This window comes from Gemella cuniculi DSM 15828, assembly GCF_000425665.1.
Classification (GTDB): Bacteria; Bacillota; Bacilli; order Staphylococcales; family Gemellaceae; genus Gemella; species Gemella cuniculi.
Map to the genome: position 1 here is coordinate 73,707 of NZ_KE384432.1, position 16,775 is coordinate 90,481.

Below are 16,775 nucleotides of genomic sequence, written 5' to 3' on the forward strand. Positions count from 1 at the left end.
CTAATTCACTTTTCTACTCTGTGAATCTGTATTATACATAGCATCTGCCTTATCTTCAAGACTTTCTAATATTTCACGACCAGCATCATGCGACATACATCCTATTTCCACAGCTAAATTTATTTCTTTAGTCAATCCATATATTTGGGTATCAATAACATCTTGATAGAGTGGGCATTTTTTTTCACCTTTCACAGATAAACATGCTTCAATCATATCTTCTATTTGCATAACATCTTCTTCTATTCTTTTTCTTACTTTAATAAATATAAGATCATTCTCCATTTTTCTCACCTATCCTTCTGATAACTCATAATTAATCTCATGTTTTATTATCGCCATCGCTCTTAAAAAATCTTCTTTTGAAATTAATTCTAAACGTCTTAATTCCCTCACTTCGTATTCAACCATACTCAACGTGTGCATCCTATCCTTCATATATATTATTATACCAAAAGATTTTAAAAATTGCTGCAAATCATAAAAATTTATCATACAACCACCCTTAATAATTACTAAGTTCTTCAACTAAATTTTTATACTTATCTATTTTGTTTAGATCATATGCTTTTTGTGCATACTCTCTTCCTTTATTATAATTCCCCTCTTGCCTTTCTATTAATCCAAGATTGTAATATATAGGGGCAAAGGTTTCATCGAATTCTACTCCCTCTAAAAATACTTTTTTCGCATCTTGAATAGAAGAACTCATCATTTTAATCATTCCTAATTCATAATAAGTTAAAATCGATTTATTCTTGGAACCCAATTCTCTTTCTAAATTAAATATATCTTCATCAGTATGTGGTTTAATCAATCTTTTCTCTACTTGGCTTAATCTATAGTTATTAACCATAACTTTTGTATTTATTTTCGCTACTGACACAATAAAGCCTAATACAACAACTACAGCTATCGAAGTAAACAATACATAAATATTACGGTTACCTAAAATAAACAATTGTAAAAATGCTCCTAGTATAAAAGCAAATAAATATAAAATTATAGCCGTATCAAAAAATACAAACATACATACTAAGTATAGAAATGAAATTACACAAGAATACATAAATTTTAAATTATCATTTCTTTTACTTAGTTGATTTAAGAAAATTGATCCTAACACGCTAAAATACGATACTAACATTATATCTAATTGTCCTGAATATCCAAATATCAAAAGTAAATTAAAAATTAACGATGACAAAAAAAGTATACTCACTGTGTGCAATATATTAAGAGTTTTATTGAATAATATTGAACTTATAAATACTGTAAGCACTATAATTCCCAAACTTTTTATATCATTAACAACTAATGAACTTGTAAAGACTCTATAAAACTGCCCACTAATTATCCCCTGATAGCTATAATCAAGATATTTATAAAGTGAAAATTTTCCTTCGGTTAGATATATCAATAAATAATTTATTATAAATAACAAAATATATAAACCGGATAAAATATTAAACTTCACGTCAAATATATTTTTTTCTAAAGTTTGCTTTTTATACAATTCTACAACTCTATTTTTATACCTTAGTGTATCAGGTGTATCTTCAATAAACTTTAAATCCTTTTCCTTAATAAAAAGTTTTTTATTCTTTTCATTGTAAAGTACTCTTTCGATGGCTAAACTATCAGAAATTTTATACCTTTTATAATCTGATGATATTTCATCAAATTCAGGAGAAAAGTATAAAATTTTTATTTTCAAATTATTTAATTTAAACATTTTCTTTAGTCTAACTTCATTTCTTATAACATTAGATACTACTGTATCAATTTCAATTGTCTTAAAACTTTCACTATATATAAATCTTATTAACTCATTATCTTCATTAATAAGCCACACATCTTTTTTTTCTGGTCTATAGTAAAGTATATTATAATTATATTTAATAATGTATAAATATATTATCTTCCAAAATTTTTTATCATTCATAATCATAACACTAATATTAAAACTTAAATAGATTTAAAATCTATTTAAGTTTTAATTTTGCTACCTCTTGCATAACATCTACAGTTTCGTTAAGTTTTAATATATCTATGTTTTCTATAGAATCCATATTTGTTATTACACAAGGTGTAATAATATCCTTAGCTTTTTCTTTTACTAATTCTAAATCGTAAGTTAATAGAGTTTGTCCTACTTCAATAGTGTCTCCAGCTGATACTTTCACATCAAAACCTTCACCTTTCATAGAGACAGTCTCCAATCCTACATGTATAAGTAACTCCACTTCTCCAACTTTAATACCAAATGCATGTTTTGTAGGAAATACTTGAATAACTTCTCCTGCCACTGGTGATACCAATTTTCCTTCTTCTGGGATAATTGCAAATCCATCACCCATCATCTTTTGAGCAAACACTGGATCAGGCACTTCTGTAATATCCACTACTTTCCCTTTCATATAAGAATTTAAAACTAATTCTTGTGTTTTCGCTTCTTCTTTACCGAATAATTTTGATAAAAATCCCATCGTTATCCTCCATTAAATTATTTTCCATCTTAAGTCTTAATATATCTATTATATACTTTTATCAAAGTTTTGTAAATTCTTTTCTTGACAGATTTAAATTTTATTTTCAACCTACTTTTTTAAATTTCAATAAACTAATTTTATTTAAAATTTTACAAAATAATCTTTTATATTACAAGTTTATTTATTTTTTACTAAAAAAATTGAAGTAAAAATTTATTAAAATAAATTTCTACTTCAATTATTTATATGCTTACTCTTCTTCATTACTTTCTGAATCTTTTTCCTTGTAAAATAATCCATAAATATATTGTTCTGGATCAAATACTTCTAAATCATCAATATTTTCCCCAAGACCTACCAACTTAACCGGTATTCCTAGTTCTTTTTTTATTGCAATCACTATTCCACCCTTAGCTGTTCCATCAAGTTTTGTTAAAATTACTCCTGTTACATCACTAACTTCTTTAAAAGTTTTAGCTTGAAGTATCCCATTTTGTCCAGTAGTAGCATCAATCGTTAGTAAGACTTCATGTGGACCATTTGGAACTTCTTTTTTTATCACTCGAACAATTTTCTCAAGTTCTTTCATTAAATAATCCTTATTTTGAAGTCTTCCTGCTGTATCACAAAGTAACACATCATAACCTTTTGCTTTGGCAGATTGAACGGTATCAAAAATTATTGCAGCTGCATCTGCTCCCTCATGTGATTTTACAATATCTGCTCCACTTCGTTTCGCCCATACATCAAGTTGATCTATCGCCCCTGCCCTAAAGGTATCTCCGGCTGCTATTAATACTTTTTTTCCCTCTTTTTTTAGATTATAGGCCAACTTCCCTATTGATGTGGTTTTTCCAACACCATTTACTCCAACAAATAAAAATATGGAAAGTTCCTTTTTAGAAGCATAATTTAATTCAGACTTTACAGTCCCGTCCATATAAACATCTACTAATTTTTCTATGATCATTTCCTGAAGTTCACTTGGTTCTTTTAAATTTCTTTTTTGTGATTCTTCTTTCAAATAATCAACTAACTCTAAAACCGTATTGTAACTTACATCTGATTGAATTAGTAATTCTTCTAAATCTTCAAAAAATTCTTCATTTATTTCTCTATATGAACTTATTAGATTGTTCAATGCATTTGAAAAATTATCACGTGATTTTTTTAAACCTTTTTTAAATTTTTCAGTAACAAGTTGAGTTTCAACAAACTCCTCATACTCATCCAAAGAAATTAACTCTTCATTTAATTCTTCCTTAGTTGAGAACTTATTTTTTAATTTTTCAAAAAAACTCGCCATTGTATTCTCCTCATATTATTTTAAATTTATTATTTATATATTACAGAGCTATGCAAAAGAGGAAAATTTTTCTTTTCCCCTTCTACATTTTATTATATTATTCTCTAAGAAAATATCCAATAAAAATCTTTTCTTACTTATGCTTCATATAAGGGAACAGAAGAACGTCACGAATTGAAGCCGAATTTGTAAGTAACATTACCAATCTATCTATTCCGATTCCTAATCCACCTGTAGGAGGCATTCCATATTCTAACGCTTCAACGAAATCTTCATCCATCTCATAAACTTCTTCGTTGCCTGCATCCTTTTCATCCATTTGAGATAAAAATCTTTCCTTTTGATCAATTGGATCATTTAATTCGCTGAAAGCATTCGCATGTTCACGTCTAACTATAAATAATTCAAATCTATCAGTAAACCTTGAATCTTCTGTATTTGTTTTTGCTAGTGGTGATACTTCAACTGGATGACCATAAATAAATGTTGGCTGAACTAATGTTTCTTCAACAAATGTTTCAAAAAACTCATTAATAATATGCCCAACCTTCATATCTTTTCTTACTGGAACATTGTGTTCTTTCGCCAAAGAATGTGCTTCTTCATCGGTCATCTCCTTCCAAAAATCGACACCTGTTACATCCCTAATAGCATCTACCATATGAACTCTACGCCATTTTGGAGTTAAGTCAATTTCATCTTCCCCATACATAATTTTCGTAGTTCCATGCAATTCATTACAAATATAAGCAATCATAGACTCTGTCAAATCCATAATATCATTAAAATCAGCATATGCTTCATATAATTCTATCATAGTAAATTCAGGATTATGTCTTGTTGAAACACCTTCATTACGGAAAGCTCTACCTATTTCATAAACTTTTTCCAATCCTCCAACGATAAGGCGTTTTAACGGAAGCTCTAGTGCAATACGCATAAATAGCTGCATATCTAACGCATTATGATGTGTTACAAATGGACGAGCTGCCGCCCCACCAGCTACACTATGCATCATCGGCGTTTCAACTTCTAAATATCCACGTTCATTTAGATAACTACGCATAATTTGAATAATTCTTGAACGTAGGATAAATGTTTCTTTACTTTCCTCATTCATAATTAAATCAACATATCTTCTTCTGTAACGTTCTTCAACATCCTTCAAACCATGAAATTTATCTGGAAGTGGTCGAAGTGCTTTTGTCAAAATAACAAATTCATCAACCTTAACAGATAATTCACCAACATTAGTCTTAAATAATACTCCTGTTACACCTACAATATCACCAAGATCTAATGTTTTAAAATACTCATAAGAATCTCCTACTCTGTCTTGGCGTACATAAATTTGGATTTGTCCTCCTAAGTCCTGAACATGAGCAAAACCTGCTTTTCCTTTCCCACGTTTCGTCATAACACGACCTGCAACTGTAACAGAAATATTCTTTTCTTCTAATTCTTCTTTGCTATATTTATCAAACTCTTCTACCAATTCATTAGAAAGGTGCGTTCTCTCAAATTTTGAACCAAATGGATCAATTCCATTTTCTCGCATTGTTTCCATTTTTTCACGACGAACAAGCATTTGATCATTAAGTTCTTCTATATCATTTACTTTAATTTCTTCTGTCATCTTTATTTCCTCTCTAGTAATAATCTAGTTTATTCAGATACATTCTATTATAACATAATTTCAAGCATTTTGTTAAAACTTTTTTATTTTAATTATATTTATCAACAGCATATCTATCAAATTTTAAAACAATTATATTTCAAAATTTTCCATCTTAAGATAAATCAAAATTTTTTGTCAAATTTACGTTAGATAAATTTACATTTTTTTAATAAAAGTATTGTTAAGTAATTAAAAATAATATATAATTATTATGCAAGAAACCATTTTCAATATTTTTATGCTTAAAATGGATAAAAAATAAATTATTATATAATCTTTATCAATTTTAGTTTTATTATTAAAATTTTATTTTTAATTTTTCTCTAAATTAATTACAAGATATTTATATATAATATGTTTGCATTTATTTTATATTTAAGGAGGTTTATTATGGATAATTTAAAAAAAGATCTTGGTTTTCTCCCAGCTTTTTCCACTGTTGTAGGAATAGTAATTGGTTCGGGAGTTTTTTTTAAGGCTGCAATTATTTATAAAACAACGGGAAATGTTAGCCTTGGCATGATTGCTTGGATTTTAGGGGGAATTATTACAATATGTGCAGGTCTTACAGTTGCAGAGCTCGCTGCTGCCATTCCCGAAACTGGGGGAATGATTGTTTGGATAGAACGTGCTTATGGTCGCCCATTATCTTATCTTTTAGGGTGGGCTCAAACTGTTATTTATTTTCCAGCTAGTATGGCAGCAGCTGCGATTATTTTTTCTACACAGTGTGTAAATTTATTTCAATTAAATAAAATGTATAGTATACCTATTGCCATTATCGTAGCTCTTTCAGTTACTGGCTTAAATTTACTAGGCAGTAAAGCTGGTGGTCTTGTTCAAACTGCAGCTGCTATGTGTAAACTTATCCCAATATTTGCTATTGTAATATTCGGATTGTTCCAAGCTAATCCTCATACAGTAGAATTATTTCCTAATTCAAATACATTTTCTAATGACAATTCTTTCACTGCATTAGGATCTGCACTTTTAGCTACAATGTATGCATACGATGGTTGGATTGCTGTAGGAAATATTGCAGGTGAGATGAAAAATCCAAAACGCGATTTACCTCGTGCAATATTTTTAGGTTTATCTTTAGTGATGGTTGTTTACCTTTTAATCAATGTAGCATATCTTATGACTATGCCTATGGAACAAATTTCCGGAAATCAAAAAGCTGCTAGTGAAATTGCAACACTATTATTTGGTGGGGTAGGTGGAAAAATTATTACTATAGGAATTTTAGTAAGTGTTTATGGAACATTAAATGGATATACTATGACTGGTATTCGTGTTCCTTACGCTATGGCCATAAAAAATCAAATTCCTTTTAAACAAGTTTGGACTAAATTAAATAGATTTGCTATTCCTCACTATTCAGCATTTCTAATCCTAGGAATTACAATAATAATGATATTTTCAGGACAATTTGATGCCTTAACTGATTTTTTATTATTTACAATTTGGTTTTTCTTTGTAGCAACCTTTATTGCTGTCATTATACTTCGAAAAAAGGAACCAGATTTACAAAGGCCGTATAAAGTTCCTTTGTATCCTACAATACCTATTATCGCAATTTTAGGTGGTAGCTATATTTTAATCAGTACTTTATTTGCCCAATTTTCGCTTGCCATCGGTGGTGTTGGATTAACCCTTGCAGGATTATTATTCTATAAAGATCTTTATACAAAATTTAAAAAATAATTTAATAAAAAAGCAGATTAAAATTAAAATTTTTAATCTGCTTTTTTATTTTTTACAAATTTTATTAATTACTATCTTCTAAACAATATTAAACATTTATTTACTATTAAATATTTTTTATGAATTCTTCCACTTGAGTATCAAGTTCTAATTTTTGTGAATCAGTTAACTCTAAAATTCCTGTTGAAAAACTTTCAGGTTGAAGTACAATTCCAGTACCTTCTCCACCTATTAATTTTGAGTCAAAACCTAAAAGAGTTGCTAATTGACTACGAGAACCAGAAGCTCCAGACTTACCAGCAGCCCCACTAATAGTTACTGGTTTATTTGTCAGCACTTTTGGTGATTCAAAATCAAATGCCACTAATGGTCTTGATAACCAATCAAGCAAGTTTTTTAATACTCCTGGGATAAAACCATTATACTCTGGAGTTACAAACCAAACACCGTGTGCTTCTTTTACTTTGTTGCGAATATCTGCAACTGCTGTTGGTGCAGGATATTCTATATCTTGATTTAAAAATGGAACATTTGTGTAATCTAAAAATTTAGCTTCAATCTCTTTTTCTGATAATTTTTTAACTACATAATCCCCTACTTGTTTGTTAAATCCGTTATTTCTTAATGATCCCACTACTACTAATATTTTTTTTGACATCTTATTGCCCTCCATCATCTTTAAATTTTTTTAAAATAGTTATTAATGTTTGCTTTTCCTTATTAGTAAGCACTCTAAATGTATCTTCAATATTTTTTATATGAATAGGTAAAACCTTTTCTATGATATTTTTTCCTTTACTAGTTAATCCAATTTTAAAAGCTCTTTTATCTTGTTCATCTTTTTTTCTATAAACAAGCTCTGCATTTTCCATATTTTTTATAACACATGTCATATTCCCAGAAGTTGTGAGCATCTTTTCTATCAATTCACCTATTTTCAACTCACCTTTATTGTATAAAACATCTAACACTCCAAATTGTGTAAACGTCAAGCCGTTTTCTTTTATACTAATTATCAATTTCTCATCAATACTTTTTTGAGCCTTTCTAAATACAACCATCGCATAAGTATTTAAGTTATCTTTTAAATCATATTCCATACTTACCTCCTTAAAAACAACAAACATTTATCACTAACTAGTAATATATTATCACTAATTAGTGATAAAGTCAAGAAATAATTTTCTCTACTATTTTTTTTATTTTTATGTTACTATGGAATTATAAAAATTCAGCAGGAGATTATTATGGATTTAGTATTTAAAAATAAAATAAACTTTATTAATACAATTTACAATTTAATTTTTATTTTTACACTTACAAAAATTTTTTTCTTATATTTTTATGCTGATATAACTATTAAGAATTTTATTTATCTCATCTTAATATTTATTATTTTTATTAATAGCTGGATGATTGAAATTATTCACTTAAATAGATATGGAAAAAACTCTTTTCTAAATTTGGTTTTTATGTTAGCTCAAGGAATTACCCTACTTTTTCTAATTATAAAAAATAACTTTGATATAAAATATTTATTAGCATGTCTTGTTATTTTTTCTGCTATACTAAGTATTCAACACATATTAGAATACATATTCACTGAAAAAGAAAATCTAATTATAAAGAAATTAACAGAACCATTTTGTTATATACTTACTTGCAGAACATTTTCTTTGTTATTAGGTTTGTGGTTTACTGATTATTCTTATTTTTTTATTTTTATTAGTTTTTTAATCAGTCAATTGTTACCAAGTTTTATTTCTAGAACCCTACATGTCAAAACTATAAATTTTCCAAACTTAACATTTCAACTTTGGAAACTAATAATTACCCTGATTATTACATTGATTATATTTAATTATTTTAAACTAGGTTTTGGAAAAAATTTACTTGTAACATGTTTTTCTTTACTAATACTACTCACTATATACCAGTACAACTTTCATAATATTAATAAAATGTTAGATAAAGAATCGGGGAATAGTTTTATTTTTGCATCTTACCTTATCATTCTTTCCATATATATTATTAATTTTTCTTTTATAAAAATTGATAATTTTTGGCTTATTATGAATTTATTCTTTGGAGGAGTATTATTTTTTTCAGGAATGAAAATATATAAACAATATAGAAAATAGAGAATGACTTAAATATAAAATTAATATTTAAATCATTCTCTATTTTTTATCTAGCTTCTTCATAATCTAGTATTTCAGAAACCTTACTTGAAATATATTTCGCCAATTTCTCATGATTTTTTTCATCTAAATGGATACAATCTATAAGTGAAGCCTCAGCAACTCTTCCCGCATTTAAAAAATCAACTTCATACTTGTCACTTACTTCTTTAAATGTTTGTGCTAAAAATTTTGATTGCTTTAAACTATTTTCATCAAATTCACCAAATAAACTTTGTCTTTCTACTATTTCATCACGAAGTGGAACCGGAGATACAATTAGAATTTTTGGAATCTTGTAATTTTCTACTAAATGAGGATTTCTTATGTATTTTATAAATTCCTCTATTCCTCTTGCTAAATGCTTTGCACTTGGATTAAATTGTTTTTTTAAATCATTAGTTCCTAACATAATTATCACTAAATCAACTGGGATATGACTGTACATAATTATAGGTAAAGTATCTATTCCACATCTAACAGGTATTATAGTATCTTTGGCTGTTATAGTTCGTCCATTTAGCCCCTCTTCTATAATTGTATCGTTGGGACGAGATTCTTCCAAAATTTTAGTCCAGCGTTTTTCCATTCTAATTCCATTATTTTCAGGGTTATATCCCCAAGTATTACTATCTCCTATACACAAAATACGCATGACTACCTCCAATTTAAATTAATTTTTTCTAAACTTTTCTTAATTTTAACAAAGCAAATCACAAAAATCAATAACAAATTAAATACCTTTACTTTGATATATGAATTTGCTATATTTTTATTAATTCTGTTATTTTCTTTATAATATATGTTGGGTTATATTCTTTAGTATAATTTTCACTACTGTTTACCCAACAACTATCTATTCCAATATTATTAGCCCCCTTTATATCAGACGTCAGAGTGTCACCTATCATTAAAATTTCTTCTTTACTTACAATATTTATTTCTTCGAAAATTTTTTCAAAAAATTCTTTTTCAGGTTTGTTGCAACCCATTTCTTCTGAAATAAAAATTTTGGAAAAATATTTATTTAGATTGCTATTTTTTAGATGAGTGCGTTGGGTTATACCAACTCCATTGGAAGCAATATACAACTCATGAGATTTTGACAATTTTTCTAACATATCTATCACTCCATCGAAAACTTGATTTCCTTCTGAAAGATAAGCTCTATATCTTTTGTCATAAATTTCGCCATCAATCTTTTTGGAAAAAAGACTAAAAAATTCAATAAATCTACCTTGAGTAACTTCTTTATTACTTATTTCTCCAAGTTCATATTTTATCCACAAATTTTTATTTATAGTCTCATATTTATCAAAAATTTCTTTACTATACTCTATACCTTCCTCGAACAACAATTTTCTAAACGCTAGTTCTTGTGCTTTCCCAAAATCTAACAAAGTACCATCTAAATCAAAAAGTAAATATTTATATTTTTCTAAAGCCATACATTCCTCCTACATAATACAATAATTATAACATAGAATTTAATAGAAAATAAACTTTCTTAAAATTTCTTGAAATAAAATAATAATGTTATTACTAAAAAGAAATATGGTCTAATCATACCCCATATTTCTTTTACGATTTTATTTTTGTATAATTGTAGTTAGATATATCAATAACTTTTTTTTATAAAATTTTGTGTAATGATATTACTTATCTTTTTTGGCAAAATACTCTCGAACTTTCGGTGCTACTTCTTTACCAAATAATTTTATAGATTTCATTATGTCCTCATGTTCCATTGAACCTAATGGTAAGTGTAACATAAATCTATCCAATCCTAAAGTTTCTATCATATCAATAAGTTTATTTGCTACTGTTTCAGGACTTCCTACTAACATAGCACCATCTGACCCCACACTATTTAAGTATTGTTCAAAAGTTAATGGTCTCCAAAACGGTCTATCTTTAGATATTGCATCCACTACTTGTTTAGTTGGATGGAAATATTTTTTTATCGCTTCCTCATCAGTTTCTGCCACAAATCCCCACGAATGAGATGCAACTTTTAATTTTTTTTCGCTATGTCCTGCATTTCTACCAATTGCTCGATAATAACCCACTAACCCCTTAAACCTTTTGTATTCTCCTCCTATAATTGCATATGCAATCGGTAATCCTTTTTGAGCAATCTTAATAGTTGATTCTGTATTACCTCCTGTAGCTACCCAAATTGGAAAATCTTCTTGTACTGCACGCGGATATACTCCTTTGCTATCTACACTTTGAGCAAATTTTCCTTTCCACGTAAGTTTTTCATTATGTTTAATTTCTTCAAGCATTGCTAGCTTTTCATCAAATAGTTCTTCATAATCAGCTAAATCATATCCGAATAACGGAAATGACTCTGTAAATGATCCACGTCCTACCATTACTTCACTTCTTCCACTTGATATCGCATCAATAGTAGCATACTGTTGATATACTCTTACTGGATCCGATGAAGAAAGAACAGTTACTGCTGAACTTAATCTTATATTTTTTGTGACTGCTGCTCCTGCTGCAAGTAAAATTTCTGGTGCTGATACTGCAAAATCTTTTCTATGATGCTCTCCTATTGAGTAAATATCTAACCCCACTTCGTCTGCAAGTTTCATCTCTTCTATCATATTACGAATACGTTCATCATGTGTTGGTGTTTTACCAGTTCCTTCAATTTTTGTTGTTTCTCCAAATGTACTAATACCTAATTCTATCATTTTATTCCTCCTAAATTTATCTCGATTTTGAGATTTTTTGTTTTAATATTCAGGTTGGATATGCCAACCTGAATTTATTTTTTTATTTTTATTAATATGTTTCTCAAAGCTTTCAATTCTTCTTTTGTTAAATCTGAGAATACTTTTTTTGTATGTTTCTTATGAATAGGAAAAATATTTTCCATCAAATTTTTCCCTTCATCAGTTAACTCTATGTAAGTTACTCTTTTGTCGTCTTCATAAATTTCACGAGCTGTATAACCTTTTTTACATAGATTATCTACTACATATGTAGCACTTCCACTAGCTAACAAAATTCTATCTCGAATTTCTTGAATATTTTTTTTTCCTTTACTATACAAAAATTCCATAACTGAAAATTCTGTTGCATTTATCGGATAAGTCTTTAAAGTTTTCTTTAGATCATCTACTAATAGATTGCTTGCCCTCATTATACTTATTACAGCTTTGAATTCTTCGCCCATGATACCACCCCTTTTTACTTACTTAAATCAAAATTATTTAAATAATTTATAGTATTCTAAAAATATAAATTTCTGAATTTTTATTTTTAGAATACCGCTTCTTCATCTCAGAAAATATTTAATCTCGATTTCGAGATTATTATATCAAATTCGAGATAACATGTCAACTTTAAGTTTCTACAATATACAAAAAAATTATTTTATCTTTATTTCTTAGTATAAAAAAGAAGCGTTTAGTCTTTTACGTACCAAACACTTCTTCTAGTTAATTTATTATTCTGCAAATTGACTTTGATATAATTCAGAATAGAAACCTTTTTGTTTTAATAATTCATCATGATTTCCTTGCTCTATTATATCCCCATCTTTTAAAACTAATATTTTGTCAGCATTTCTTATTGTTGATAATCTATGAGCAATAACAAATGTAGTACGCCCCTGCATAAGTCTATTCATCGCTTTTTGAATTAAAACTTCTGTACGGGTATCTACACTTGAAGTTGCCTCATCTAAAATCAAAATTGGTTTATTTGCTAAAATTGCACGAGCGATTGTTAACAATTGTTTTTGTCCTTGAGAAATATTGGACGCATCTTCATTAAGTTCCATATTATAACCACCTGGCAAAGTTTTTATAAAATGGTGAATATGGGCCGCTTTTGCTGCTTCTATAACTTCCTCATCAGTTGCATCTAATCTACCATAACGGAGGTTCTCCATAATAGTTCCTTTGAACAACCAAGTATCCTGTAATACCATAGTAAAATATGAACGCAATTCTTCTCTATTCAAAGTTGAAATATCTTTTCCATCAATAGAAATTTTCCCACCATTAATGTCATAAAACCTCATAAGGAGTTTGACCATAGTTGTTTTACCAGCTCCAGTAGGTCCCACTATTGCAATCATTTCGCCTTTTTTCACATCACTAGTGAAATTTTTTATAATAATTTGATCTTCTACATAACCAAATTTAACATGATCAAAAATTACATTACCTTCTTTTATTCCTGATTTTTGAGGATTTTCTACTGGTTTTTCATCTTCTGCATCTAAAAATTCAAATACTCTTTCTGCGGCTGCTGCCATTTTTTGTATTTCCGTCATCGATTGAGCGATTTGACCTATCGGTTGAGTGAAGTTGCGAATATATTGAATAAAAGCCTGAATATCTCCTACTCCTATAGTTCCATTTGCCACTAACAAACCACCAGAAAAAACGATTCCTACATAACCTAAATTACCAACAAAATTAATCACAGGAAACATTAATCCTGAAAGAAATTGTGATTTCCATGACGAAGTATACAATTCTCCATTTTTACCATTAAACTCTTTTATACTTTTTTCTTTATGATTAAATGCTGCAATAATATTTTGGCCTGCATAGCTTTCTTCTACTTGACCGTTAACATCAGACAACGATTTTTGCTGTCCTGTAAAATATTTTTGACTCATTTTTGTTAGAGTCCCTAAAAGTATTGCTGAAATTGGTAAAAGTGCCAATGCTATTAACGTCATCAGTGGACTAATAGTAAACATCATTACTAAAACTCCAAGTACCATCGTTACGTTAGCAATAATTTGTGTAAAACTTTGATTTAATGATTGACCAAGCGTGTCAACGTCATTAGTAACTCTTGATAAAGTTTCACCCACTGTACGTTGTTCAAAATATCCCATTGGTAATGTATTTATTTTCTTACTGATATCTTTTCTTATATCATAAGTTAGACGTTGTGATATATTACTCATAAGCCAGCCTTCTATAAACATAAATATAGAAGATATTATGTATAGGGCTAGTACAGTTAGAAGTATTCCACCTATTTTTTCAAAATCAATTCCCCCAGTATTATTAACCTTTGCTACTAACCCATTGAACAATTCAGTAGTTGCTCTTCCCATAATTTTTGGTCCAACTATTCCAAACACTGTACTTATTAAAGCAAATGAAACAACTAGTATACTTGATACAGTATATTTCGTAAACATCAGTTTAATTACTCGCTTTAAAGTTTTTCCAAAATTATCAGATCTTTTTATTTTTTTCTCATTACTCATGATGTTTTCCTCCTTTCGCTAATTCTTCTTCACTAAGTTGACTTTCCGCTATTTCTAAGTATGTTGGACAATCTTTTAGAAGTTCTTCATGTCGCCCTACTCCGACAATTTCCCCTTCATTCATAACGATAATTTTATCTGCATTTAAAATTGTTGCTATACGCTGTGCTACGATAATTGTAGTAGTATCTTTCATTTTTTCTTGTAAAGTTTTTCGTAACTTTACATCAGTCTTATAATCAAGTGCCGAGAAACTATCATCAAATAAAAGTATTTTAGGGTTTTTTGCTAAAGCACGTGCTATAGAGAGACGTTGTTTTTGTCCTCCTGATACATTAGTTCCACCTTGCGAAATTTCACCTTTATACTTACCTTCTTTTTCATTAATAAACTCTTCTGCTTGAGCTATTAATGCAGCATTTTTCATTTCTTCATCTGTGATAGATTCATCACCAAATTTAATATTTGATTCTATATTTCCACTAAACAAAACACCTTTTTGTGGAACAAAACCTAATAAACTTCTTAATTTATTTAAACTCACATCTTTTATATCCACATCATCAATAGTAATTCTACCTTTTGTAACATCAAAATACCTTGGGATTAAATGTAATAATGTTGATTTTCCACTTCCCGTACTTCCGATAATTGCAGTTGTTTTCCCTGCTTCTGCTTCAAAACTAATATCACTTAACACTGGGTGATCAGCACCATCAAATGTGAAACTTACATTTTCAAATTTAAGAGTTCCCTTTGCATTATCAAGTTTACTATCGTCAATATTTTCTCCATCAAGTACACTAATTGGTGTATTAAGCACCTCATCAATACGACCAGCTGCTACCGTCGCACGTGGCAGTTGCATCATTAAGAAAGTGAAGAATAAAAACGACATAACTATTTGCATAGTATATGTAATAAATGCCATCATATCCCCTACTTGAATATTACCAGCATCAACATTTTTTCCACCAACCCAAATTATAAGTAGTGCAATTCCATTCATTAATAACATTATTGCTGGCATAAGTGCTGCCATAGTTCTATTTACAAACAATTGATTATCACGTAAAACCACATTTTCTTTATCGAATCTTTCTTCTTCATGCTTCTCACGACCAAAAACACGAATAACAGAAATACCAGTTAAAAGCTCACGTGTCACTAGATTAACCCTATCCACTAATTTTTGCATAATTTTAAATTTAGGCATAACTAGAATGGTAATCATTCCAATAATTAAAGCTAAAACACCTACACCTACCGCAATAATCCAACTCATGCCTGTATCAGTTTGAGTAACTTTGTAGATTCCCCAAAGTGCCATCATTGGTGAATATAATGCGATAAACAATAGCATATTTAAAGCATTTTGGATCTGTTGAATATCATTTGTACTTCTCGTAATTAACGACGCTGTAGAAAATTTATCAATATCTTGCTTTGAAAATGATAATACTTTATTATATAACTTTTCACGAAAATTATATGCGACCTTTGATGATACTCTACTAGAAATAAAATTAGATAAAATACTTGCAATACCCGAAATTAGAGTTACTAATATCATCTTTAACCCAATATTTTTCAAATAATTATTTCTTATATCATTAGTATCAATTCCTAATTCTTTATATTCTTCTTTAACAAAAGAGATACCCGCTTGTTTGGTCATCATATCAGCAGTCTGACCTAATTTTTCAATAGTTTGTGTTCTTTGTTCTACTAAACTATCTTTGTTTATAACTCCTGCTTGAACACCTTGTGATAATTGTTCGAGATTTGTGTTTTGTGATTTTGCACCAAGGACAACACTCATAGTTTCTTTAAAAATTTTATTCAACTCTAATCTAGTTTCTTCTGATATGCTATTTAACTTATAGACACCATCTTCTTTTGTAAAATTATCATTAACTTTTTTTACTTCATCATCTGACATAAAAAGTTCTAAAGTTTTTAGTGATTTCTCACTAATTTTATTTGGAACTGAATCCTCAATCCCGTTTTGTTGTATTCCTGTATCTACTATACTACTTGTATAAGTTGGTAGTTCTAATTCTGCCACTACTCTAACACCAAGTAATGCTATTAAAAATATCATTGGCAATGTGAAGCCCTTTAAATATTTTAATAATTTCATTTATTTTAATCCTCC

General features: G+C 28.7%; 15 protein-coding genes. 1 reads left to right on the forward strand and 14 read right to left on the reverse strand.

Annotation, left to right across the window (positions count from 1 at the left end; genetic code table 11):
* The 6 genes from H612_RS0106580 to lysS form a co-directional block, all read right to left on the reverse strand.
* A complete protein-coding gene (locus tag H612_RS0106580; RefSeq protein WP_027130715.1) occupies nucleotides 1-285 on the reverse strand; it encodes a DUF1507 family protein in 285 nt (94 codons plus the stop codon).
* Between the two features lie 9 nt (nucleotides 286-294).
* A complete protein-coding gene (locus tag H612_RS0106585; RefSeq protein ID WP_027130716.1) occupies nucleotides 295-495 on the reverse strand; it encodes a YqgQ family protein in 201 nt (66 codons plus the stop codon).
* 10 nt (nucleotides 496-505) lie between these two features.
* Nucleotides 506-1,945: a tetratricopeptide repeat protein gene (locus H612_RS0106590; protein WP_027130717.1), complete on the reverse strand. Its 1,440-nt coding sequence runs from the start codon at nucleotides 1,943-1,945 to the stop codon at nucleotides 506-508.
* Nucleotides 1,946-1,985: 40 nt separating this feature from the next.
* Nucleotides 1,986-2,489, reverse strand: a complete 504-nt coding sequence (locus H612_RS0106595; RefSeq protein WP_027130718.1) for a PTS sugar transporter subunit IIA — start codon at nucleotides 2,487-2,489, stop codon at nucleotides 1,986-1,988.
* A 253-nt stretch (nucleotides 2,490-2,742) separates the two neighbouring features.
* Nucleotides 2,743-3,798: a signal recognition particle-docking protein FtsY gene (ftsY, locus tag H612_RS0106600; protein ID WP_027130719.1), complete on the reverse strand. Its 1,056-nt coding sequence runs from the start codon at nucleotides 3,796-3,798 to the stop codon at nucleotides 2,743-2,745.
* A gap of 133 nt (nucleotides 3,799-3,931) precedes the next feature.
* Complete coding sequence (gene lysS, locus H612_RS0106605; RefSeq protein WP_027130720.1) at nucleotides 3,932-5,434, reverse strand: lysine--tRNA ligase; 1,503 nt, start codon at nucleotides 5,432-5,434, stop codon at nucleotides 3,932-3,934.
* A 432-nt stretch (nucleotides 5,435-5,866) separates the two neighbouring features.
* Between lysS and H612_RS0106610 the strand changes: the two genes are divergently transcribed.
* The gene (locus H612_RS0106610) at nucleotides 5,867-7,183 is read left to right on the forward strand and encodes an APC family permease (RefSeq protein ID WP_027130721.1); all 1,317 of its coding nucleotides are present in this window, start codon (nucleotides 5,867-5,869) and stop codon (nucleotides 7,181-7,183) included.
* A 106-nt stretch (nucleotides 7,184-7,289) separates the two neighbouring features.
* Here H612_RS0106610 and H612_RS0106615 read toward each other — a convergent pair whose 3' ends face one another.
* The 8 genes from H612_RS0106615 to H612_RS0106655 all read right to left on the reverse strand — a co-directional run bounded on the left by H612_RS0106615 (nucleotide 7,290) and on the right by H612_RS0106655 (nucleotide 16,760).
* Entirely contained in the window at nucleotides 7,290-7,841 is a 552-nt protein-coding gene (locus H612_RS0106615) for an NADPH-dependent FMN reductase (protein WP_027130722.1), read from the reverse strand.
* Between the two features lies 1 nt (nucleotide 7,842).
* On the reverse strand, nucleotides 7,843-8,283 hold the full coding sequence (locus tag H612_RS0106620; RefSeq protein WP_035500434.1) for a MarR family winged helix-turn-helix transcriptional regulator: 441 nt from the start codon (nucleotides 8,281-8,283) through the stop codon (nucleotides 7,843-7,845).
* A 1,087-nt stretch (nucleotides 8,284-9,370) separates the two neighbouring features.
* On the reverse strand, nucleotides 9,371-10,018 hold the full coding sequence (locus tag H612_RS0106630) for a GDSL-type esterase/lipase family protein (protein ID WP_027130725.1): 648 nt from the start codon (nucleotides 10,016-10,018) through the stop codon (nucleotides 9,371-9,373).
* Between the two features lie 109 nt (nucleotides 10,019-10,127).
* Nucleotides 10,128-10,811 carry a YjjG family noncanonical pyrimidine nucleotidase gene (locus H612_RS0106635; RefSeq protein WP_027130726.1) on the reverse strand — a complete coding sequence of 228 codons (684 nt, stop codon included), beginning with the start codon at nucleotides 10,809-10,811 and terminating at the stop codon, nucleotides 10,128-10,130.
* 207 nt (nucleotides 10,812-11,018) lie between these two features.
* Complete coding sequence (locus tag H612_RS0106640) at nucleotides 11,019-12,068, reverse strand: LLM class flavin-dependent oxidoreductase (RefSeq protein WP_027130727.1); 1,050 nt, start codon at nucleotides 12,066-12,068, stop codon at nucleotides 11,019-11,021.
* A gap of 74 nt (nucleotides 12,069-12,142) precedes the next feature.
* Nucleotides 12,143-12,553 (reverse strand): MarR family winged helix-turn-helix transcriptional regulator, encoded by a 411-nt coding sequence (locus tag H612_RS0106645; RefSeq protein WP_027130728.1) that lies wholly within the window; start codon nucleotides 12,551-12,553, stop codon nucleotides 12,143-12,145.
* Nucleotides 12,554-12,826: 273 nt separating this feature from the next.
* Complete coding sequence (locus tag H612_RS0106650; RefSeq protein WP_027130729.1) at nucleotides 12,827-14,617, reverse strand: ABC transporter ATP-binding protein; 1,791 nt, start codon at nucleotides 14,615-14,617, stop codon at nucleotides 12,827-12,829.
* The gene (locus H612_RS0106655; RefSeq protein ID WP_027130730.1) at nucleotides 14,610-16,760 is read right to left on the reverse strand and encodes an ABC transporter ATP-binding protein; all 2,151 of its coding nucleotides are present in this window, start codon (nucleotides 16,758-16,760) and stop codon (nucleotides 14,610-14,612) included. Before H612_RS0106655 ends, H612_RS0106650 begins: the two co-directional genes overlap by 8 nt.
* Nucleotides 16,761-16,775: the final 15 nt, after the last annotated feature.